The sequence below is a fragment of the Natronogracilivirga saccharolytica genome (assembly GCF_017921895.1).
GTDB classification, from domain to species: Bacteria; Bacteroidota; Rhodothermia; order Balneolales; family Natronogracilivirgulaceae; genus Natronogracilivirga; species Natronogracilivirga saccharolytica.
Genome location: NZ_JAFIDN010000014.1, coordinates 1 through 21767 on the forward strand (window position 1 = coordinate 1; position 21767 = coordinate 21767).

Sequence of the window (21767 nt, forward strand, 5' to 3'; positions counted from 1 at the left end):
CAAGGCCAAGGGTATTTGTTAGTGCAGGTTATTGAGCTGGTAGGCAGGTTTTACCAGACTCATCCATGGTTACAAGCCTTTCCTAATGAACAGGAAGGGATTAGTATGAACTCCGAAAGTTGAGTTATTTCATAAATAATATGGGAATTCATTGCGCTTGATAGTATATTTCACTACTCACACTCCACCATAAGAATATGTCATCATGAAGAGAGTAACTGGTGCAGCCTGTTTAGTCGTCAAAAGAATGCTCACGGACTGATGTTTAGTTTCAGCCTGAAGACAATTATTTTTTCTGTAGCAGGATTGTTCGTGATCTATGTGACAGGTACGCTTTTTTTCTTCAATGCAACCCCGGAGTCTCTGCGGGTAACAACGCCAATAGGTCATTCCTACTCTGTAAATGACCCGGCTTTCAAAACGAATAGCGGTATACTCACAGGCCGTCAATGGGTTGAGGGAAACGATGCAATGTTACTGAGCCGGGGAAAAGATATTTTCAATACCATGTATGAGGATATCCGTAATGCACGTAACAGTATCTCTAAAGAAACCTTTGTATATAGTGGGGAAGAAGTTGCGACAACGATGGCCCATGAACTCGCTGATGCTTCAAAACGGGGAGCAGATGTTCATTTCATCATGGATTATTTAGGATCAGCGGATGTAACCACCGATCAGCTGAAAATTATGGAAGATGCCGGAGTACAACTTGTCCGGTGGCGAAAACCAGCCTGGTATCAGGTGCCGAATTTAAATCATCGAACCCACCGAAAGCTATTGATAATTGATGGCGAGGTGGCTTATACCGGCGGAGTTAACACGGCTGATGAATGGCTGGATGACATTCAAGAGGGTGGCTATAAAGATTATCACCTGAGGATTACAGGACCGGTAGTACACGAACTCCAGGGTGCGTTCTCGAAGAATTGGGTTGCCTCCAGGGGTGAGCTATTGAGGGGAGATCGCTATTATCCACATCTCGAAACAACCGGTAATCTGTCCATGCAGGTCACAACGAGTCACCCCGGAAACGGATCCATAGGAGTACGAAAAATGATGCTTCATGCCATAGCCTCGGCAGATGAATCCATTCGGATCGGTTCGGCTTATTTTTTCCCGGATGACAAATTTTTACAGGCATTGGTGGATGCGGCAAACCGTGGGGTACATATCAAGATATTAACTCCGAATGAAACCATCGACAAAAGTTTTGTACGAATGGCCTCACATACACTTTGGGGTCAACTTCTTGACGCCGGTATCGAGATGCACGAATATCAGCCTGTTATGTATCACGCAAAGCTGATGATTGTAGACGAATATTTTATAACTATAGGATCAACCAATTTCGATAATCGGTCTTTCCGGTTAAATGATGAAGTCAACGTCAGCATTCTGGATGAGGATTTTGCCCGTCAGATGACAGTATGGTATGAGAAAGATTTGGCACAATCTGAAAGAATCACCATGGAGGTATGGGAAAACCGTTCTTTTTTTTGCAAGGCTTACGGTTGGGTAATAGCCATAGTTATGGGTGTGTATTTGTGAAATGAAGACAATACCATGTGGGATTCCAGACTAATTTGGTCTTTTCGGAACTGAAAATATACGTTCAGGTGAACATATGAAAATGAAGAAACAGATCAATAAAGTACTTCTGTACTGAAACTCTGTCTGTATCCATACAATGCATAAACGTTATAGAAACACCCATGCATATTGACAGCAATTCTTTAATATCCATTTATGTGCAATGAAGGGGGATCGTTATGAATAAAGCAATTAAATACGTAATCGGAATTCTGGGTCTGGCTATCATTATAGTATTAGTAGTAATGGTTCGCCTCAATACGATTGTGAAAACGGGTATTGAAGAAATCGGGTCAGAGATGACCGGCACGGCTGTTACTGTTGACCGGGTATTTATCTCACCGTTTTCCGGAAAAGGCCGGGTCAGAGGTTTTCGCATAGCTAACCCTGAGGGATATGATCACGCATATGCATTTCAAGTGGATAATTTTTCCATTGAATTGGAAATACGCTCAGTCTTTTCAAATGAGGTAATGGTTAACGAGATTGTTATTACCACACCGGCTATCATCATGGAGCAGAAACTGATTGATAATAATATCAATTCAATTCTCGGGAATATACGCAGTGTATCGGCCGGGGAGTCGACTGATAAACGACTTATCATCGAGCATTTTTTATTGACCGACGGTTCGGTAGATATGTATATGGATATTAACAGAGAACGATCGGTCCATGCCGAAATAGCCACAATCGAGCTCAACGACCTTGGCAGAGGAGGCGGCCAGGAGGCTGTGGAAGATATCATTCAGAGAATTGCTGAACGGCTGGCCCGGGAAGCTCTTCAGGTCGCCTCTCAACGCGGAGGTGATGAGATTCTGGATACCTTGCGGGATTTAATTGACTGAACCTGATTTGATTGCAATTGACCCCATATTATTACTGATATCGTTTCATGATAGATAATGATATTTTTGTCTCTTTCTTATTGTGGTTCAACTACTGTATTCGCATCGAAAATAGCAGCTGTTTGAGCTAAAACACGGCCATTGAGTGATGCGCCGGTATTCAGAGTAATGCCGGTCATCGAAAATATAATCCCCTCAAAATGTGAGGTTCTACCGATTGTGACTTCTCCGGCTACTTGCCAGAAGATATTCTTGACTTGTGCACCGCCACTAAGGGTAATGGTTACATCAGGGCTCATCGTAACATTTTCGGCGACCTGTAAAATCCAGACGTCATCTTCATCACCTGAGAAATTCAGGTCGTCTGTAATCTGAACGGTATTGCTCCATTTGTACAGGCCGGGTGTAAGTGTTTTGCCGCCAATTTCACCGGTATATAATTCAACAAAGTCGGGGGCTGTTCGCCCAGCGGCATCATCATATGCAGTGGCCATATTTTCAACGGCTGTTGTCAAGTTTGTCGGTGTTGGGTCAGCCATATCAGCGGCATAAATCCTTCCGTTTACCTGGTCAGATATTGAATACCCTGTTGCCGGTGTCTGGGAAAAACCAGTTATAAAACTTTCAGCCATCGGGCTTAATCCCAAATCGCCTGTAAAAGATGAGGCCGGGTTGTTATTTATAGCCGATTTTGCAAGAATTACATAATTACCGGCTGTCCCGAGTTCTACAACTTCCAATTGTTCGCTGTTGCCTCCGGTTGTGAAACTCCACTCATTATCATTAGCAATTGCAACACCTGAAGCATTTTTTGCACCGGTTGAAACTTTTACTGTGTAATCCGTCTGGGCAGCCAAAACATTTTGGGAAGTAAACCTGGCCGTGGTACCGGAATAGCCTACACTACCGTTAATCGTTGTGGATCCCTGTTGCAGAGTGATGGTTGTGTTGTTAATGGTTGACGGATCCATTGCCTGATCGAAGATGATTTCCAAAACCTTATTTCGTTCTATATTATCTTCATTATTCATCGGACTTTTTGAGAAAATAACAGGTGCATCGGGATCGAAATCCGCATTCGTGCTTTTATTCTCGCATCCAATCATAAATGCGAATCCAAATAGCGAGGCCACTATTATGGCATTTGATAAATAATTTATTTTCATGATATTCGGGGTTTTTGTGATATAATTAGCATATAAACAAGGTATATATCGATATCACAATAAGTGTTACAACAGGATGTGCCCGAGTTACATGAATCACTGAATGACGCAAACCTTGTTCGCTACATCTCTATATCAATCCTGTTTCACTTCACTTCCGGCTTACAGCCCCAGCCTGAATGTGTAAGTTGGCCCGATTGCCTGCCAAACCGCGCCGGTTTGTACCATGTTTTTACACCTTTATGATATCTTTCAGGATCCAAGTTTGATAACTCCGCACAATCAACATTATCCTGAAATTGCACGGACCGATCGGGGGCTCTATTTGCTGCAGTGAGCGAGGTAAGAGCATGGATATAGCCCTGTACATGCTTTAAATCATAAAGGGCAAGTGTGATGGTGGTATGAACGTTTGCATCCAATCGCTGATACGTTTGTTCTGCCATTGAATAGCCCAATTGAAGCGGCGAAATACCCGGTTCCCTTTCCAGGAGGTCCATTTTACCTGAGTCAAAATGAGATAAGTGCAGATTTTGCGGAGAGGCAAGCATTACTTTGGTAAACGGTATCAGTAGTTCTGCCATCGCAGGTGTCCCGTTATTACATGTAGAGAGAAGTACCAAACCAAACCGATCTTCATCTGATAGCAAAAAGTTCTGAATACCATTGGCAAATGCAGCAGTATTTACATCTATATCAGGCATGGAGCGATGATAGCCTGTACCATTCACTGATGGAATTTCATGGCCAAAGTAGAGAAAGTAATTCTGGTGATTATCAGTCCGGTTTTTAGTCCGATATTGGTTCACAAGTTGTGCTTCGGTGGCAAGAAAGGCTTCCTTTTTATCCGGATGGCGATATCTAACCCGGCTGTGTAATTGCCCGTTTCTGTAGTGAAATAAACGGCTGTTTCTTCTCGGAAAAAGTCCCAGCATTTTTTTCCCCGGTCGCTGATGATAAATAAAAACTTCACCCGAATCTGCTTGTTCAGCAACTTCTAATGCGGTTGCAAGAACTTTAGAATTTTCCCATATCGGCTGACCATCCGGATCATGATAAAGATAATCAGAATCAGCATGGATGTAATAGAAGACGGAATAGCTTACATCCGTCTCGTTTTCTGGCAAATATTCCCCGGACAATTCAGATGTATGGCTGCATCCTGAAAAAATCAGTGCGATTATTAAGATCACGCTTAAAATCTGGTACTTCATCTGTTTCAAATGTTACATGTTCCAAGCTGACAGTGAATTTTTGACTTTTTCAAGACTAAATATCAACAGCTTATAAATAGTTTTGACAGTTTCTAAATGCAAAAAACCAGAGTCTCACCTCCGCCGTCGAATTGGAATCATTCCAGTAGACGGCAGAGAGGGACTCTTCACTCTTGATAATTCATTTCTTGGAGTGTGTACAGATCATAAAAGAAGCAGTATGATAAGAATCAAAAGAGCTGTTGTAACACCAATGGTTATAGTACGACTGGCCTGTTCAATCATATCCTGGGAAAAATTTGAAAAATCATCCAGATCTTTATCCACAACTTGGTCATACCCATCAAGCCCGTTTAACTGATTCTTCTTTTTTTCCAAATCATATTTATAGGTTGCAAGTATTGCGTTTTCATCTTCGGTAAGGGATACCGCCGATTCAATTCGATCTATTACGCTGATCATCTTATTGAATGATTCATTTAAAATAGCTCGTTTTTCGTCTGCATCGTCTGTTTCATGGACTGCCTGAACGGTTTCATTAAAGTGCTTTTTAAAGGATTCTGTAATATTCACTGATTGTGCATAAGATGTTGATTGGATTGCACCTGCCAATAGTACAGAAGCAAGAATGATGTATAGTATCTTCATATTGTTTTCTCGGTTTATTTATAATGAGTGAATGAATCGATATGTATGCTTATTTTACCTTAGACTTTTTGAAGTCGTATAATATAAGGCTGACTTGCTAGTTCACTTTTTGTTATTTACCCTTTATTTTTGCATAGTATTTTTATCACTTTGCTATGCTATTCTTCTGCCCTGGATTACTTGAAGTAATATTGCAATTGCAGCTATAACCAACAGGATATGAATAATGCCTCCAGCACTATAGCCTGCAAATCCGATTAACCAGGCAACTACTAAAACTACAGCAACCAGGTATAATATATTTCCCATGGTATTTCTGATTTTTTTTAGATTTATATATCAGAGACTCTTATCACTGTTATTGTATTATTATCCTTCTGCTTGCAGGAACATGTATAAACGTATATGCCCATTTACAATGTGTGAGAATTATAACTGATGAATGTTACATGGACACGATATAAAGTTATATATTTTACAGATAGTACAATCTTCATAGCCTGAACCCTCTGCAGTCATAATGCAAAAGGAGTTCTGCAGTGTGCAATTATTTCAGAATAGTCTAGAAATCAGACACAACGTTTCCGTTTCAGCAAAGTTCATGGAGAGGTATATCACAAGGAGACTGTCGGTATAATATTCAAGAGAGCGACCGAATTGGTAAAAATCATGCCGGAAGCATTCAAACTCAAAGTCAATGCAAAAAACCTGTGATCTATGTAACACTTATACCATAACGCATAATGCATGTCAGCATAAATGTTCTCAAATTTTCATTTAGGAGAGCAATTTACCGTATCCCGGAATGATGGATCATAAAATAACAAAGGGAAATCATGAAACAAACATTAGGCAGTATACTGAGTATAGGAGGTTTGATCGGAGTCCTGTTTTTCGGATATCAATATCTGGACGATTCTGAATCTTTTGAATTCTTAGGAGCAGATGTCGCTGTGAGCACCGGTGATTACGTTCCAATTTTGATATCACTAATTATCCTCATTGTGGGAGTATTTATTTATCGGTCCAAATAGGCCGAAAAAGGTGGTTATGATGATGTTAACTGGCGGCAACAACACCGTCATTTATCACATGGCTATATTTTTATACATACCTCAAAGAATCTAGAATGTACAATATAGCAATTATATAACTATCAACAGCCTTATTGTAATTATAAATATTGGGTATTTCTTAAATTGATTCAAAATCGTTAGTTGAACAAGAAGAGTGATCATAATGTATATATCGAATCAGATAGATAAAAAAATGGAACATACAAAAGAAAGCAAACCAATATTGATTACTCAAAATCCGGTAATGACTAACCTCTACCAAAAAATCAAAGTAAACTACTATCGACTAAAGTCGATAGCTTTGTGATGTAGACAAATGTCTACTTGTCTTCGATTTTAAATTCTCCGTCTTTACCTTCAACATTTTGCTCCTCGATATACTTCATAATCACTTCATCGGTCACATTTCCCGAACTGGCGACAAAATAGCCTCTGGCCCACAAATGACGACCCCAAAACTTTCGTTGCAAGGTTTTGAACTCCATGAGCATTTTGTGCGAGGTTTTTCCTTTGATTTTTTGCATCACTTTGCTTACCGAGTGATGAGGCGGTACCGAAACCAGAAGATGGATATGATCTTTGGAAACATGACCACTTATGATTTCGATATCCATGGTCTTGCACTGCTCGCGAACCAATTCCCGAACTCGTTCGGCTACTTCGCCTTGCAAAACCGGCTTGCGGTATTTGGTGATCCATACCAGGTGATATTTTATATCGTAAACGCTATGAGATGTTTTGCGGTAATTTTCCATAATACCGCAAGCATACTAAAGTCTTCGCCTAAAGGCGAGGGATTTTCTCCCATTCCCCGGAGGGGACATTAATTGCACAAACCAATGTAACAGTATTGATTACAGGAGAGAATGGGACAGGCAAAGAAGTCTTTGCAAGATTGTTGCACTACCATAATTCGAATCAAAACAGAAACATGATAACTGTCAATTGTGGAGCTATTCCGGAAGAACTGGTAGAGAGCGAAATGCTGGGCCATGAGAAGGGGGCGTTTACAGGAGCTGATGCACAGAAGAAAGGTTGTTTTGAACTGGCAGATAAAGGGACACTCTTTCTTGATGAGATCGGTGAAATGTCACTCAGTGCTCAGGTTAAATTACTGCGTGCGATAGAGCTTGGGTCATTTCGAAGAGTAGGTGGAAAAGAGGAGATCCATGTTGATTTCACATTAATTGCAGCTACAAACAAGATTCTCAACGACCAGGTTAAATCGGGAAGTTTTCGGGAAGATCTATACTATCGTCTGAATGTAATTGAACTTTATGTACCTCCTTTGAGGCATAGAAAAGAGGATATCTCACTGCTTATAGAATTCTATAAAAGTCAATTCTGTGACTTGTACGGGAAGCCTGATTTTTTATTTGACGATGAAAGCCGGGCCTTAATGATGGCATATGATTGGCCGGGAAATATTCGAGAGCTTAAAAATTGCATAGAAAGAACTACGGTACTATTTGAAGGGGGTGACTACATCAGCGCTGAAATGCTACCCGCCTCCATTACAAACTCCCGGAACACACACACACCGGCCTACCTTGGGGAAGCATGCGGAATTCTGCAAATCCCGATTGGGGCAAGTCTGGATGAAATTGAACGTCTGGCGATTCATCAAACATTGAGTTCCGTTGATAATAATAAAACAGAAGCTGCGAAAATACTTGGTTTTGCCAGAAAGACACTTCATAACAAATTGGATAAATACGGGGATGAGCAGTATGCCATGGATTGAGGGAGGTGGTCGGGAATGGCTGGACAAATTTTTTTAAGGATTATAAGTTTGGTTTTAAGCTGCCGGGGGATCCGTTTCTTTGGAGGCACTTTTCCAATTCGGGAATGAGACCGGCTGGTATTATAAAAGGTTATGAACTCAGAGCAAAGTGCGAATAGCTCTTGTCCGTTTTTCGACAAATGAAGGTAGATTTTCTCGTGTTTGATGAATCGCCACCCATTCAGTTTCCAAGACTCTTCTTTGTAAATTGCTCAACCAATGCCTCGGCTGAAGCATTGGTTGACCTGTTCTCAAAGAAGTTGATAATATCCTCAAGGTGATGCTCAATCGTATACGCCACTCGGCGGAACCCTTTGACCTGCAAACGTTTTTGTTGCGGTATACGGCTGATATGAAACCACATTGTCATCGGTTCGGATACTTCCTATACTCCCCACCAGCGCCTCTTTTTGCCCTTTGGCGACTTTATTCGTTAAAAATGTGTACAATTCGCCTTTGCTCACACTCAGCTCGTCTCCAGGCTCAGCTTCTGGCCGATGTTTTCCGGAAAAACCAGATACTCTCTGGCGTGTTTACGGGCCGGCCAGTCCTCATAGCCGCTTACCCGCTTGTATTCGCGATACATCCTCGGATAGTCGATTCCACTCAATTCAGCGATACTTTTTAAGGATTCGGTGCGCGTCTCCACGCGTTTCTTTTAAAAAAGCCGACCGTTTGGCTGTGACGGTCTTTATTTTCAATGCCCTGCTCGATCTTTTCGATATCGAAGTGATCAAGCAGCCCCTCGGGCAGAAAGAGTTTGAGCAGGTCTTTTTCCATGCCCAAGTATACAAATTCTCATCCTACTCCCCGCAATATGTAATTGATCCGACAAGTCTTTCTGCTGGATATTTCTGTTTTTGGCTGAACAGTTATACATACCGGCAGATCTTAATCTATGCAAGTATAAACACCTTTAATCTTCCTCTCACACCACCGTACGTCCGGTTCCATGGGCGGTCTACCGCACTCTTTGACCTTACGGACCACTCGTGCCATAAGCACATCGTGGTTAACCCGGTCGAAGATCTTCTCCAGATCGATATCCACGACCCACCGCCTGCCCTGCTCGATGTACGCGCGTACCCGCCACATATACATACACACCTTCCGTACAGGTATGGAACGACACCCTTGCCGTTCGGCTAATGATAAGGCTCCAGCCTATTGCAATACTGCCGGCATTGTCAATTTGCTGTATATCGTCTTCAAGATCAGCCCATTTCCAATTCTTTGGATTCCATGCGAACAAGAAACAATCCATATTAAGCCTCTGTCATACAGGAGTAGAGATTTAGCAAAATCATCTATCCACTTCCCTTTCCAATACCCTGTCAAATATCTCCCTGGCCAGATGGGATAAGGCCACCTGTTTGAACTCTTTGTCGTCCATATACCGCGTTACAATGTCGTCGTTCTTGGCCATGCGCTCGATCATCATGTTATCGACCATATCCTTGATGCCCAGTTTGAACTTGTCCAGAGAGTTGGCCTTGGCAGTTTGAATTACTTGCTCATTCTGGCTGGCATGTTCGGTGACCTGCTCAAAGAACAACCGGTCTTCTTCTGTAAAGTCCGTGCCAAATCGCTCGTTGAGCACCTCAATAATACTGGAAAGCGGTGCCTGCTCGTCGGTAGCCTTTCCGCTGCCTACATCTGTTGGACTCTTCACCTCTACATCATCTCCTTCGTCCAGGTTTATTGGGTCGGTGGCGACTTGTTCCAGTCGATAGTACCGCAGAGCTACATCGTCTTCCGGACTGATGATGTGTTCTTCCCGACCGGTAGGCAGATGCGGAAGCAGAAACCGTCCAAAGCTGTAGAGTTTCTCGTGGTCGGAGTCACTCCAGGGCATGATCTGACTTAAAAACGAGTAGATGTTCACATAGCCACGGAGTTTATCCCGGAACAACTGTTGCTGCTCTTCTTCCAATTCCTTGAAGCGATCCACGGCCGGCTGAAGCTGCTGCTCCATCCGGGCATGATCCTTTCGCTGGTGTTTGGAAACCGGTTTGTAGAATATCTCAGCAAAAGCGTCCACCTCCGGCCAGTGATACACCTGCATCTGATCCATTTCGTGTTTAATCTCTTCGAGCTGCTGCGGATCGGAAACCTCCTCCAGACTGGTGGCATCAAAGTACGGCTTGAAGGAGGCGTAGATGTCTTCACGCTCATTGACAAAGTCCAGGACAAACGGTTCTTCCTTGCCCGGGTAGTTCCGGTTTAGTCGCGATAGCGTCTGCACAGCCTGAACACCTTCCAGCCGCTTGTCTACATACATCGCCAGGAGCTTGGGCTGATCAAACCCGGTCTGATATTTGTTGGCAACCAGAAGCAGCTGATAGTCATCACTGTCAAAGCGTTCAGGCAACCTTGCCTCGGGTATACTATCGCCGGTTCGCACATCGGTATTCATGCCCGGTTCGGTGTACTCCATGCTGGTATCCGGATCACGCACCGTCCCACTAAAAGCCACAAGCGGATGAATGTCGGTATAACCCCGGTCTTTTAGGTACTTATTGAAGGCATTCATGTATCGCACGGCATGCAATCGGGATCCGGCCACGACCATGGCCTTGGCTTTTCCCCCAAGCTTTGGCTTGATGTGCTGGCGGAAGTGCTCCACCATGATTTCGGTCTTCTGCTGGATATTATACGGGTGGAGGCTCAAAAAGCGGGCGAGCGAGCGCGTGGCTTTCTTTTTCGGCATTTCGGGGTCGTCCTCGGCTGACTTGACCAGCTTATAATATGCCTTGTATGTCGTATAGTTATGAAGCACATCTTTGATGAAATTTTCCTCGATGGCTTGCCGCATGGAATAGACATGAAAGGCTTCCGGTTTGCCGGACGAACCCGGACGGCCAAACAGCTCCAGCGTCTTGCCTTTGGGTGTAGCGGTAAAGGCATAGAAGCTCAGGTTCTTTTGACGCCCGCGCGACTCCATGATCTGATTTAGCCGGTCTTCCATGTCGATGTCTTCCCCGTCTTCATGATCCACCCCGGCGCCGAGAATTTCCTTGAGTTCCCGGGCTGTTTCACCTGTCTGGCTCGAGTGGGCTTCATCGACAACCACGGCATAACGGCGGTCGGCAATCTTGGCCCGGTAGGTATCAGCGTCGTCCTGTACCTTTTTCTTTTCCTCGTCGGACAGAGACTCAAACTTTCCTTCCGACAGGCTCATCAGCAAAGCCCGAAGCACAAACGGAAACTTCTGCAGCGTGGTGACGACAACCTTGGTACCGTCAACCAGAGCGTTGGCCAGCTGTTTGGAATCTTCATCAATCGGTTTGACAACTCCCTGGGCATGTTCGATCTGATAGATGGCATCCTGAAGCTGCCGGTCGATTACTTGCCGGTCGCTGATGACCACCACGCAATCGTAAACCTTGTGATCATCGGCATCGTGGAGGCTGGCCAGGTGATGGGCCAGCCAGGAAATACTGTTGGTCTTGCCGCTGCCGGCTGAGTGCTGGATCAGGTAGTTGTTGCCGGCTCCTTCGTTGCGTGAGGCTCTGACCAGCTTGCGGACACTGTCGAGCTGATGATACCGGGGGAAGATCAAGGTCTTCTTTTTAACGGTCTTTCTGCCGCCCTTGCCGTCATCGACCTTCTTCTCTTTGTGTTCAAGGAACATGAACCCACCAAGAATATCCAGAAGACTATCGCGTGAAAGTACATCCTCCCAGAGGTAAGCGGTACGGTAGCCATCCGGGTTGGGCGGGTTGCCTTTGCCGCACTTGATTTCGCCGGGTTGGCTTCCCCGGTTGAACGGCAGGAATACGGTTTTTTCCTTTTCCAGCTTTGTGGCCATATGCACCTGATCCGGGTCGGCGGCAAAATGCACCAGTGCCCGTTTGGTGAACCGGAACAGTGGAGCGTTCGGGTCCCGATCCTTTTTGTACTGCCGGATGGCATGTTGCCAGGTCTGGCCGGTATTCGGATTTTTTAACTCGCAGGTGGCCACGGGCAGGCCGTTAACGGCAAACAGCAGATCCACGGTGTCTTTGGATCCCGGGTGGCAAGGAACCTGTCTCATGACGGTCAGACGGTTGCCGGCATAGAGCTGCTCGACTTCCGGATTATGCCCGTGGGCCGGCCTGAACCATGCCATTTTGAAGGTTTTGCCGTAGAACTTGAAACCCTGGCGAAGCACATGCAGCGTACCTTTCAGGTCGAGTTCCTTGCATAGTGCTTCCAGAAGCTTGGCATGTAGCTCTTCGCCGTGAAGCCGGGACATCTGGCTCCATAGCTTCGGCTGGGTGTCTTCAATGAAGCCGAAGGTGTCATTCGGGATGATCGCGCGATTTGAATCCCAGTCGGATACCTCGCCTTTTGTCCAGCCGGACTGATTGAGCAGAATCTGTTCAACATAGCTCTCAAATGCCTGTTCTGAGGTTCGTTTACTCATTAAGCCCTCCCTCGAACGTCAATTTTACCCGTCACCGCCGCTGAAATAAGTGCGATTCGGTATTCGGTGAGGCGTTCGATGGCTTTGTTGGTTTCGGTTGTCAACAAATCTATTTTATGGATTTTATTATTGATGTAATTCACAATATCTAATTGTTCATCAATCGGTGGAACGGGTATTGGCTCATTTAGTAAATATTGTGATTCAATGCTTTGAACAGTAGTGCCGGGCTTTGTTAAGACATGTAACAAAGCGCTCTGATTACCATGTATTAGTAATGCCAAGTATTCACTATCCAACATTTTTTTGGGCATTAGTGCCCTCATATCCTGATTGATTGTTACGCCAGTTTTATTAATCGCTACTGGAAGCGAATGAATCAGAATTCCTGATCTAACAACTATTAAAACTGATTTTGGTGCCACTATTCTTCTGAAAACCTCATTAACTGCAAGTTCAGTAACATAGTCTTCTGTCTCAGAAATATATCGATGCTTCATGTCTTTTGGGGATACCCATGGTATATCACCATCCCAATAATCGACTACTTTAGTATTCGGAGTAAAGCCACCAGAAAAATCACATGTATACTTAAGTTTCTTCATCTCCCAATGCTCCGGCACATCTCCCAGCCATTCGATCCCGGATGGTTTCAGCTGGACATCTGGGTTAATACCCTTGGTAACCGCATGGGTGATGATCGCCTGGCGCTTTTCTTTCAGCAGATCCAGGAGTTTTTGCTTGGCTTCGATCAGATCATCGATCTTCCGGGTTTGGTCGTCGAGAAAGCGGGCGATGACTTGTTGTTCATCAAGAGGCGGAGAAAGAAGCTCAACAGATGCTAATTGTCCATAGCTCAACTCAGTAAACGTTGTTCCACGGCCTCTTGAAGACAATTCTGAACCAGCAGATAAAAGTTGGTAATAGAAAAATTTACTATCCAGGGTTTTGTTAGGTGCCAATATTCGACATCCCTGATTACAGCATAACGAAACTCCGGCAATGGCGACATAACCAATTGGAGCACGTGTAGAAACAACAATGCTATTCGGTGGTGCTATTGTAGCCCCACAGCTATTGTATCCACTTTGGCTAATTCTTCTTCTTGAGTCACGAATATCTGAATCAGAATTTTTGCTTAGATCATCCGGTGTTACCCATACAATATCTCCATCCCAGTATGAACTTTCACTACTCGAAGGAGTTGAGCCATTTAATATTTTAAAAAATCGCCGTGACTGAATTACCTCCCAATGGTCCGGCACATCACCCAACCAATCAACACTGGTCGGCTTATACGACGGATACGGTTCAAACCGCTTGATGCCAGCCACGTCCAGCGTCTGTTCGACTTCTTGCAGAATATCGGGATCTACCTTGTTCATGCCACCACCTCCTTGAGCATCCCGACAATATCCTTCTCCAGTTCAGCCAGGTCTTCCTGTATCTCCTCTAATGGCCGTGGCGGTTCATACTGGTAGAAGTGACGGGTAAGCGGGATTTCGTAGCCGACACGTGTTTTATTATGATCGATCCAGGCGTCCGGAACATGCGGCAGTACCTCCCGCTGGAAATACGCTTCAATGTCTTCTTTCAGCGGAACGACCTCTGTATCCTTGAGTTCCGGGTCGGGTTCGGGCTCACCTTTGCTGTTGCGACATATCTCGGCCGTCTCATCGCGTTCCGATAGTGCCGACAACACAACTTTTCTCTCCGTGGCCGATAGCTTGTCACCTGCCGTTTGACGTTCGACTTTCTTCAGAACGCCCAGAAACGCTTCCCGGTCTTTGAACTGCTCTTCTCCGGTCTGTTGACGCAACATCTCCAATACTTCCCGGATGGCCTGCTGCCGCTTTTGCCCCGCCTCAATTTCTTTCTGACGAGCCTTCTCACTGGTCTTCTTGCTGTTGGTCAGATTGACAAAGGCCTTTTCTTCCTCTATACGGGCAATGCGCTCTGAGGACGCCTGAAAGTTCAACCGCAGCGGGCGTTCTACGGTAATCTTGTGGTATCCGAAATCCTCGTTGTCGAACACCTTGCTGACCACCATTTCCTTTTCTCCACCATTGACGGGTACGGTCCGGGTGTCATCATGGATAAACTCACCGTAAATCTTGCTGATCAACCCGATCTGATCCGGCCGGCCATTCTTTCCTTCACCGATCTGACGCCGCTTATGGCCCAGGCTCTTGCGCATGGGCACCCAGAACTGCCGGGCATCGACCAGTTGCACCTTGCCCTTTCGGTGCCGGGGCTTGCGATTGGACAGTATCCAGATATAGGTAGATATGCCGGTATTGTAGAACATCTGCTCAGGCAGAGCGACGATTCCCTCAAGCCAGTCATTTTCGATGATCCAGCGGCGTATCTCCGATTCTCCGGAGCCGGCATCGCCTGTAAACAGAGGTGATCCGTTGAAAACGATTCCGATGCGGCTGCCGCCTTTCTTCGGATCTTCCATCTTGGAAATCATATGCTGCAGGAACAGCAGGGCGCCATCATTGATCCGTGGCAGCCCGGCTCCGAACCGGCCATCATGACCCATGGTCTTGTGTTCTTTTTCGATGAACTGCTTCTGCTGCTTCCACTCCACACCGAACGGCGGATTGGCCATCATGTAGTCGAAGGTCTCTTCCTTGAAACCATCATCGGAAAAGCTGTCACCGGGCTTGATGTTCTCGGCGTTTTCCCCTTTGAGCAGCATATCGGACTTGCAGATCGCGAAAGCCTCATCGTTCCAGTCCTGGCCGTACAGGTATGGCTGGGCGTCCTTATTAAGCTCCCGGATATATTGTTCCGCCATGGATAACATACCCCCCGTACCGCATGCCGGGTCAAAGATTTTTTTGACGACATGGGGCTCGCCGAGGTCATCCTCATTGGTCAGCAGCAGCTCAACCATCAAGTGGATGATTTCCCTGGGCGTGAAGTGCTCTCCGGCTTCTTCATTAGCCTGTTCGGCTCCAACCCGGATCAGCTCTTCGAATATGTATCCCATCTGAAGGTTGTCAATCCGCCCCGGGGAGAGGTCAATCGCCGCAAATGATTTGATCACCTCATATAGCAGGTTCTTTTCATTCAGCCGCTCGATATGATCAGAGAAGCTGAACCGTTCCATGATCTGACGCACGTTCGGCGAGAAGGCGTGCAGGTAGCTGTTCAGGTTGGTCGCCAGACTGTTCGGGTCATCCAGCAGTTTCTGGAAATCGAGTTTGGATGTATTGTAGAATCTGGAGCCGGTAACATGAGTCAGCCGGGAGCGGATAATGTTTTCGCTCTTGCCTTTCAATTTGTCGAATTCGTTTAATACTTATTTTTTGGTCGGTTCGAGGATGCAGTCAAACCGGCGTATTACGGTCAACGGCAGAATGACCTTTCGGTATTCGTTGCGTTTATACGGCCCCCGGAGCAGGTTGCAGATACTCCAGATGAAATTGGCCATTTGTGAATGTGTCTCAGGGGACATGTAAAAGTATCTCCTTGATTATTGCTTCCGTGAAAATGATTCAGCAGGACAATTTATGCTACTCGGAAGCGAACGGCAAGAAGTATAAAATCACCTTCTTTCTCCTGATAATTTATTCTCGAAAAGCCACGAAGTATTTATAATTGATACTCAACAAGAGAATCCTCAAAAAAACAGAGAGCTTATGAACCTTGAAACGTATATCCGAGAAGTCATACAAGAAGAGGTGCGGACAGTAGTCCGGGAAGAGCTTGTAGAGGTAATGGATGAAATCAAAGCTTCAAAACAGAACCGGGAGCCAAAACAGCATCCCGGAATGCCGAAAAAATATATTATTCGTCCCAATGAGCTTTGCAAGATGTTAGCAGTATCAAGATCAACCTTATGGAGAATGGAAAATGTAGGGCGACTTCCTGATAGGGTCAAAATTGGACCCAGAACCGTGGGGTGGTATAATACAGACATCGAAGAATGGCTGGAGCAAAATAGAAGAAATCCTGACAGCTGAACGGCTGAAGAGTGTCAAATCGGAAGGGGCTTGCTTCAATTACAAAATAATGGACCGATCAGAACCTCACGAACTGTCAGATTCATCTGGTCCTGACAAGGATGACAATAATGACTCTCTGAAAAAAAGTTTTTTTTGAAGCCCTGGAAGCAGACAGTTAAAAAATCCAGAGTATATTGGTACCAATATTGGTACCAATAAATAATAACAACTTGCAAGCTGATGGCTCACAAGCTGTTATTGATAATACAAGTGGAGGTGCCGGGAATTGAACCCGGGTCCGAGATGACGAACCATCAAGCTTCTACATGCTTAGTTGCCCTATATCATCTCACCTGAAGGGTCGCCGGGCAACGAGGCTGTCTTCAGGCCAGGCCGGGTCAGGTTTCGGATAACGCCACCGACCGGGACGTTACCCTATCTTGCCTTGATTTGGCGCCCTCAGAGGCAGTTGGCAAGAAAACCGCCAGGAGGACGGAATGGCGCTGTTAGGCAGCCATTCGATACTGAGTATTGTCAGCATTTACATTTAAAGTGCCACCGATTTTTTTACGAGAATCCGCGACGGAAACTCGGCATGCAACTTGTGACTGCGCTCACCCCGTCGAAGCCATGTCACCCCCTGTTCGGGTATTGCTTCAGACGAAACCTAAAAATAAGCACATATCACACCGTAATCAATACCGGTATTAGCCTTTACTGCCGGCACCGGTTACGGCCTGTGTTACACAAGTGTAACGATACCGGCTGCGCGTATCGTATCTGGCTGCGGCCCGCCCGGCCCATTCAAAACCGGAAAACGACATGCCCTCCTGCCCGGCATACTCCCTGGACTAAATAATGCTGTCAGTTTTGTATCTTGACGATAATCGGAATCTGAGAAATCAAAAATTATAAACACATGAAAATTGCCGTTATCGGTGCCGGTCCTGCCGGCTCGGCCATCACGAGGGTTTTGATGGATTACAAAGAGGTACAAAACCTGGTCGTACTGGACCGCAACGGAGCCGTTCTTGATGAGCTGAAGGAAAGCTTCTCCGGTCACCCTTCCCTCTCCCGCTTACGCACATTCCGCGTGGGAATGCAGGAACGCTCATCTATCATCACACTCGTTAATGGCTTTGATGTGATGATATCCGCACTCCCGTATCAGTACAACCTTGAGATGACCAAAATTGCCATCGAAACCGGAAGTCACTTTCTTGATCTCGGAGGCAATGACAAGGTCTTTGAAATGCAGCGAAAGCTCGATAAACAGGCTGAGCAAAACGGCAGCTGCATTCTGCCCAATTGCGGACTGGCTCCCGGACTCCTGAATATTATAGCAATGAACGGATTCCGCCAGTTCGAAACGGTCTCATCCATTGAAATGATGAGTGGTGGTCTGCCGGTCAATCCTCATCCGCCTTTGAATCATCATCTCAGCTTTTCTGCCGAAGCCTTTTTGAGTGAACATCTTCCACCGGTGCTGGCTGTTCGCGACGGACGGCCCGTCGATCTTGAGCCAATGAGCGGACTGGAGCCCATTACTTTTCAATCACGCCCGGAAATGACGGCCCTCGAGACCTTTTACACCGGCGGGCACATAAGCACCCTGGCCTACACCCTTCAGGGCTCGGTCAGCAACCTCTCCTACAAAACCATCCGTCACCGCGGAAATCACAGTGTCATGCAGGCGCTGATCGAATTGGGACTCGCCGATGACCGTATCATCGATATCGGCACAAGCATGACTTACAAAGATTTTCTGATCCGCAAACTGCGAAAGCGGATTCCCGAGAATCTGCCCGATATTGTACTCGCGAAAGTAATTATCGACGGGCAAAACGGATCAGGCGGCAACAGTAAAAAGCTCAGGCGGACATATGAACTGACCTATGAGTACCATCCGGATGACGGTCATTCCGCGGTTATGAGCTGCACGGCTCTGCCAACAGCGCATATTGCCCTGATGCTTGCACGGGGTGAAATCAGTGCCCGTCCCGGTGTCCATCCGCCGGAACAGATTGTGCCGGCAGAGTCCTTTCTCGATGCCATGAAGCAGTACGGCATCGAAATCAGTATACACGACAGCAGTGCATGAGCCGGCCTCCCGGTCACCCGGGCCGGTTGCGCATAAACCCGGTCTGCGGAAGTGCCCGGTTCTGAAACCTTGTAAATGAATGATTGCATGATTGTGCTTGTTACTTAGTGGTAACATCACATTTTGGATTTACCAATTTACCATAGGGGTGCCGTTTTCAGCGGCTGAGAGCATACCCTCATAAACCTGATCCGGATAATGCCGGCGAAGGGAATGGATATCAAACCATATATCCTTTTCCGGCAGCATCAGCGCACAGGGATGTATGGTTTTTTTTTGATCTAAACCCTGATATGTCTCTCAACACTGATCCGGCGACGCCCCTGATGAACAACACAAACGATATCAACTTACTCTGCAAACCAAACCACTGATATTATTATGAATAACGATCTGCTGATTCAGAACTTCAATGCCATCCGGACGCAAGCTCCGCTTGTTCACAGTATTACCAACCATGTCGTGATGAACACGACTGCCAATACCCTGCTGGCGCTTGGAGGCTCACCGGTTATGGCTCATGCCAAAGAGGAAGCCGCCGACATGACCCGCATTTCGGGTGCCCTTGTGCTGAATATCGGCACACTTAGTCCGCATTGGGTTGATGCCATGCACCTTTCGCTTGATGCCGCACGCGAAGCAGGAAAACCTGTCGTACTGGATCCCGTCGGTGCCGGTGCCACACCCTATCGCACAAAGACTGCCCATGAGCTTCTCGGTGCCGGTGGTGTGAGTGTATTGCGCGGCAATGCCTCCGAAATACTTGCGCTAACTCCGGCCGGCGGACAAACCAAAGGGGTGGACAGCACGGACGAAGCCGATAAAGCATTCGATGCCATCCGCGATCTGGCCGGCAAATACAGCGTCACCGTATCCGTGAGCGGAAAAACCGATCACATCATCACACCGGACCGTCACATCCGCGTGCACAACGGACACGAACTCTTGTCCCGGATCACGGGAATGGGTTGTACGGCCTCTGTTTTCACAGGCGCCTTTTGTGCGGTGAATGATGACCCTGCTGCGGCCGCGGCCCACGCGATGATCACCTTTGGTATTGCCGGTGAAATTGCAGCACTGTACAGCAAGGGACCCGGCAGCATGCAGGCCGCCCTGCTTGACACCCTCTCCTCACTCGATCAGGAAACGCTGTCAAAAATGGTACATGCTGATGAAGCCTGAATCGATAAAGCCTGATTACAACCTCTACCTCGTCACTGACAGCGGCATGACCGGCCGGGAGAATCTGGTACGCACCGTGGGAGAAGCGGTAAAAGGCGGCGTAACCGTCGTCCAGTACAGGGAAAAAACAGCATCCACGGCCGCCATGATCCGGGAAGCCAAGGCCATCCTTGCCCTTCTCAAAGGAACCCCGGTCCCCCTCATTATAAATGACCGGGTGGATGTAGCCCTTGCAGTGGGCGCAGACGGTGTTCACCTGGGTCACAACGACATGGATCCGGTCACTGCCCGAAAAATAATGGGTCCGGACGCTGTCATCGGATATTCGGTGGAATCCTGGCAGGATCTTGACGATGCTGAGCGGCTGGATGTCGACTATTACGGAGTCAGCCCGATTTTTGCTACTCCTACCAAAACGGATACGGGAAAACCCTGGGGCATTGAAGGGATGCAAAAACTGCGCGGGTTAACCGGCAGACCCCTCGTAGCGATCGGCGGCATGAACACGGATACCATATCTGAAACCCTGATGGCCGGAGCCGATGGAGTGGCCGTCGTATCGGCAATCTGTGCTTCCGAAAATCCTCTGGCATCTGCCAGAGAGCTGCATCAGATCGTTACTGAAACCAAATACAACCACACCCAATGACAACAAAAACATCCAAACCGGAACATCCGCTCAAGGCAGTCGGCGAGTTTGGACTGATTTCCAAAATTCAGACCTGGTTTGATGAGCCCACTTCCGATCTGCTTGGAATCGGCGACGATTGTACGGTTATCCCGCGGGAAGATGACCGTCTTGATCTGATCACGACCGACATGCTCATCGAAGAAACGCATTTCCTTCTCGACAAAATTGAACCGGAGGATCTGGGGCATAAATCACTTGCCGTCAATCTGAGCGATATCGCCGCCATGGGGGGCACTCCGGAATACGCCTGGCTGTCCATCGGGCTGACGGAGAAAAATGACATCGGATGGCTCGAGCAGTTTTTCTCGGGTATGAAAGATCTGGCAAAACAGCACGGGGTCCGGCTGCTTGGAGGTGATACCACGCGATCACAAAAGCATATGGTGATCAATATTCTGGTTTCGGGAAAAACCAACTCACCCGGACTCAAGCTGCGCTCATCTGCACGAGTCGGGGATATCGTTTTTGTGACCGGTATGCTTGGTGATTCCGGTGCAGGTCTGCAGTTATTGCTGAATAATCAGTTTCCCGGTGAATCGCCAGCAGAGCAAAAGCTGATCAAAGCACATAACCGGCCGGATCCGTGTGTGATTCAGGGTCAATGGCTGGGAGGCCAATCCGCAGTTCATGCACTTATTGATGTCTCCGACGGCATTGCCTCGGATGCCGGGCACATAGCCGCCCGCTCCGGGTTGGGTATTGATCTTGAGTTGACAAAGTTACCTGTCAGCAATGAACTGACCGAAATTTCCGGAAAGTATGGCTGGAGTGCCATCGATCTCGCATGCTCAGCCGGCGAAGACTATGTCCTGCTGGGCACCTGCAGTCCGTCTGAATTTGATGGGATCTGTGAATCGTACCGGAAGGCCTTTCCGGATGACGGCCCATCAGGCGGTAATCACCCTGAACCCGATCTGTTTCCCATTGGTTATGTCAGGAAACATGACGAGCAACGACCCCCTGTTCGTTTTTTGCAGGATGGTTCCCCGGCACCATACGGATCCCGCGGATTTGACCATTTCAAGGTCTGAGCAAAACGGCGGCAATCTCTGCCCATATTCTGCTTAACAACCAACTCAATCACCAATGCAATCCAAGACC

Annotated in this window: 19 protein-coding genes, 1 other RNA gene, 1 pseudogene and 1 riboswitch; of the genes and pseudogenes, 8 read left to right on the forward strand and 13 right to left on the reverse strand. The window is 46.7% G+C overall.

What is annotated here, in order from left to right:
* Positions 1–312: 312 nt before the first annotated feature.
* Positions 313–1551, forward strand: a complete 1239-nt coding sequence (locus NATSA_RS13960) for a phospholipase D-like domain-containing protein (RefSeq protein WP_210513230.1) — start codon at positions 313–315, stop codon at positions 1549–1551.
* 221 nt (positions 1552–1772) lie between these two features.
* On the forward strand, positions 1773–2441 hold the full coding sequence (locus tag NATSA_RS13965) for a DUF748 domain-containing protein (protein WP_210513231.1): 669 nt from the start codon (positions 1773–1775) through the stop codon (positions 2439–2441).
* A 77-nt stretch (positions 2442–2518) separates the two neighbouring features.
* On the opposite strand, the gene NATSA_RS13970 is transcribed toward NATSA_RS13965, so the two are convergent.
* From NATSA_RS13970 to tnpA, 5 genes are all read right to left on the reverse strand, one after another.
* A complete protein-coding gene (locus NATSA_RS13970; RefSeq protein WP_210513232.1) occupies positions 2519–3607 on the reverse strand; it encodes an ice-binding family protein in 1089 nt (362 codons plus the stop codon).
* Between the two features lie 146 nt (positions 3608–3753).
* The gene (locus NATSA_RS13975; RefSeq protein WP_210513233.1) at positions 3754–4821 is read right to left on the reverse strand and encodes a hypothetical protein; all 1068 of its coding nucleotides are present in this window, start codon (positions 4819–4821) and stop codon (positions 3754–3756) included.
* Positions 4822–5025: 204 nt separating this feature from the next.
* Positions 5026–5469: a hypothetical protein gene (locus NATSA_RS13980; RefSeq protein WP_210513234.1), complete on the reverse strand. Its 444-nt coding sequence runs from the start codon at positions 5467–5469 to the stop codon at positions 5026–5028.
* Between the two features lie 153 nt (positions 5470–5622).
* Positions 5623–5778, reverse strand: coding sequence for a lmo0937 family membrane protein (locus tag NATSA_RS13985; RefSeq protein WP_210513235.1), 156 nt, complete (start codon positions 5776–5778; stop codon positions 5623–5625).
* A 1087-nt stretch (positions 5779–6865) separates the two neighbouring features.
* Complete coding sequence (gene tnpA, locus NATSA_RS13990; protein WP_210513236.1) at positions 6866–7300, reverse strand: IS200/IS605 family transposase; 435 nt, start codon at positions 7298–7300, stop codon at positions 6866–6868.
* Between the two features lie 71 nt (positions 7301–7371).
* Here tnpA and NATSA_RS15700 point away from each other — a divergent pair, with 71 nt between their 5' ends.
* A complete protein-coding gene (locus tag NATSA_RS15700) occupies positions 7372–8289 on the forward strand; it encodes a sigma-54 interaction domain-containing protein (RefSeq protein WP_336244724.1) in 918 nt (305 codons plus the stop codon).
* A 220-nt stretch (positions 8290–8509) separates the two neighbouring features.
* Here the strand turns inward: NATSA_RS15700 and NATSA_RS15865 are convergent, their stop codons facing one another.
* The 7 genes and pseudogenes from NATSA_RS15865 to NATSA_RS14030 form a co-directional block, all read right to left on the reverse strand.
* Entirely contained in the window at positions 8510–8698 is a 189-nt protein-coding gene (locus tag NATSA_RS15865; RefSeq protein WP_419539896.1) for a transposase, read from the reverse strand.
* Positions 8613–8792 (reverse strand): hypothetical protein, encoded by a 180-nt coding sequence (locus NATSA_RS14005; RefSeq protein WP_210513276.1) that lies wholly within the window; start codon positions 8790–8792, stop codon positions 8613–8615. The genes NATSA_RS15865 and NATSA_RS14005 overlap by 86 nt, the downstream gene beginning before the upstream one ends.
* Before the next feature lie 2 nt (positions 8793–8794).
* Positions 8795–8938, reverse strand: coding sequence for a hypothetical protein (locus tag NATSA_RS14010; protein WP_210513239.1), 144 nt, complete (start codon positions 8936–8938; stop codon positions 8795–8797).
* A 14-nt stretch (positions 8939–8952) separates the two neighbouring features.
* A complete protein-coding gene (locus NATSA_RS14015; protein ID WP_210513240.1) occupies positions 8953–9108 on the reverse strand; it encodes a hypothetical protein in 156 nt (51 codons plus the stop codon).
* A 523-nt stretch (positions 9109–9631) separates the two neighbouring features.
* Positions 9632–12736: a type I restriction endonuclease subunit R gene (locus NATSA_RS14020; protein WP_210513241.1), complete on the reverse strand. Its 3105-nt coding sequence runs from the start codon at positions 12734–12736 to the stop codon at positions 9632–9634.
* Positions 12736–14121, reverse strand: coding sequence for a restriction endonuclease subunit S (locus NATSA_RS14025; RefSeq protein WP_210513242.1), 1386 nt, complete (start codon positions 14119–14121; stop codon positions 12736–12738). Before NATSA_RS14025 ends, NATSA_RS14020 begins: the two co-directional genes overlap by 1 nt.
* Positions 14118–16202 (reverse strand): annotated as a pseudogene (locus NATSA_RS14030) (type I restriction-modification system subunit M). The gene NATSA_RS14025 and the pseudogene NATSA_RS14030 overlap by 4 nt, the downstream one beginning before the upstream one ends.
* Before the next feature lie 184 nt (positions 16203–16386).
* Between NATSA_RS14030 and NATSA_RS14040 the strand changes: the two are divergent.
* A complete protein-coding gene (locus NATSA_RS14040) occupies positions 16387–16710 on the forward strand; it encodes a helix-turn-helix transcriptional regulator (RefSeq protein WP_210513245.1) in 324 nt (107 codons plus the stop codon).
* Between the two features lie 250 nt (positions 16711–16960).
* Here NATSA_RS14040 and ssrA read toward each other — a convergent pair.
* Positions 16961–17333, reverse strand: a transfer-messenger RNA (tmRNA) gene (gene ssrA / locus NATSA_RS14045).
* Positions 17334–17611: 278 nt separating this feature from the next.
* Between ssrA and NATSA_RS14050 the strand changes: the two genes are divergently transcribed.
* From NATSA_RS14050 to thiL, 4 genes are all read left to right on the forward strand, one after another.
* Entirely contained in the window at positions 17612–18793 is a 1182-nt protein-coding gene (locus NATSA_RS14050) for a saccharopine dehydrogenase family protein (RefSeq protein ID WP_210513246.1), read from the forward strand.
* A gap of 134 nt (positions 18794–18927) precedes the next feature.
* Positions 18928–19023, forward strand: a riboswitch (TPP riboswitch).
* A gap of 151 nt (positions 19024–19174) precedes the next feature.
* Entirely contained in the window at positions 19175–19975 is an 801-nt protein-coding gene (gene thiM, locus NATSA_RS14055) for a hydroxyethylthiazole kinase (protein WP_210513247.1), read from the forward strand.
* A complete protein-coding gene (gene thiE, locus NATSA_RS14060; protein ID WP_210513248.1) occupies positions 19965–20624 on the forward strand; it encodes a thiamine phosphate synthase in 660 nt (219 codons plus the stop codon). Before thiM ends, thiE begins: the two co-directional genes overlap by 11 nt.
* Positions 20621–21697 carry a thiamine-phosphate kinase gene (gene thiL / locus NATSA_RS14065; protein WP_210513249.1) on the forward strand — a complete coding sequence of 359 codons (1077 nt, stop codon included), beginning with the start codon at positions 20621–20623 and terminating at the stop codon, positions 21695–21697. Before thiE ends, thiL begins: the two co-directional genes overlap by 4 nt.
* Positions 21698–21767: the final 70 nt, after the last annotated feature.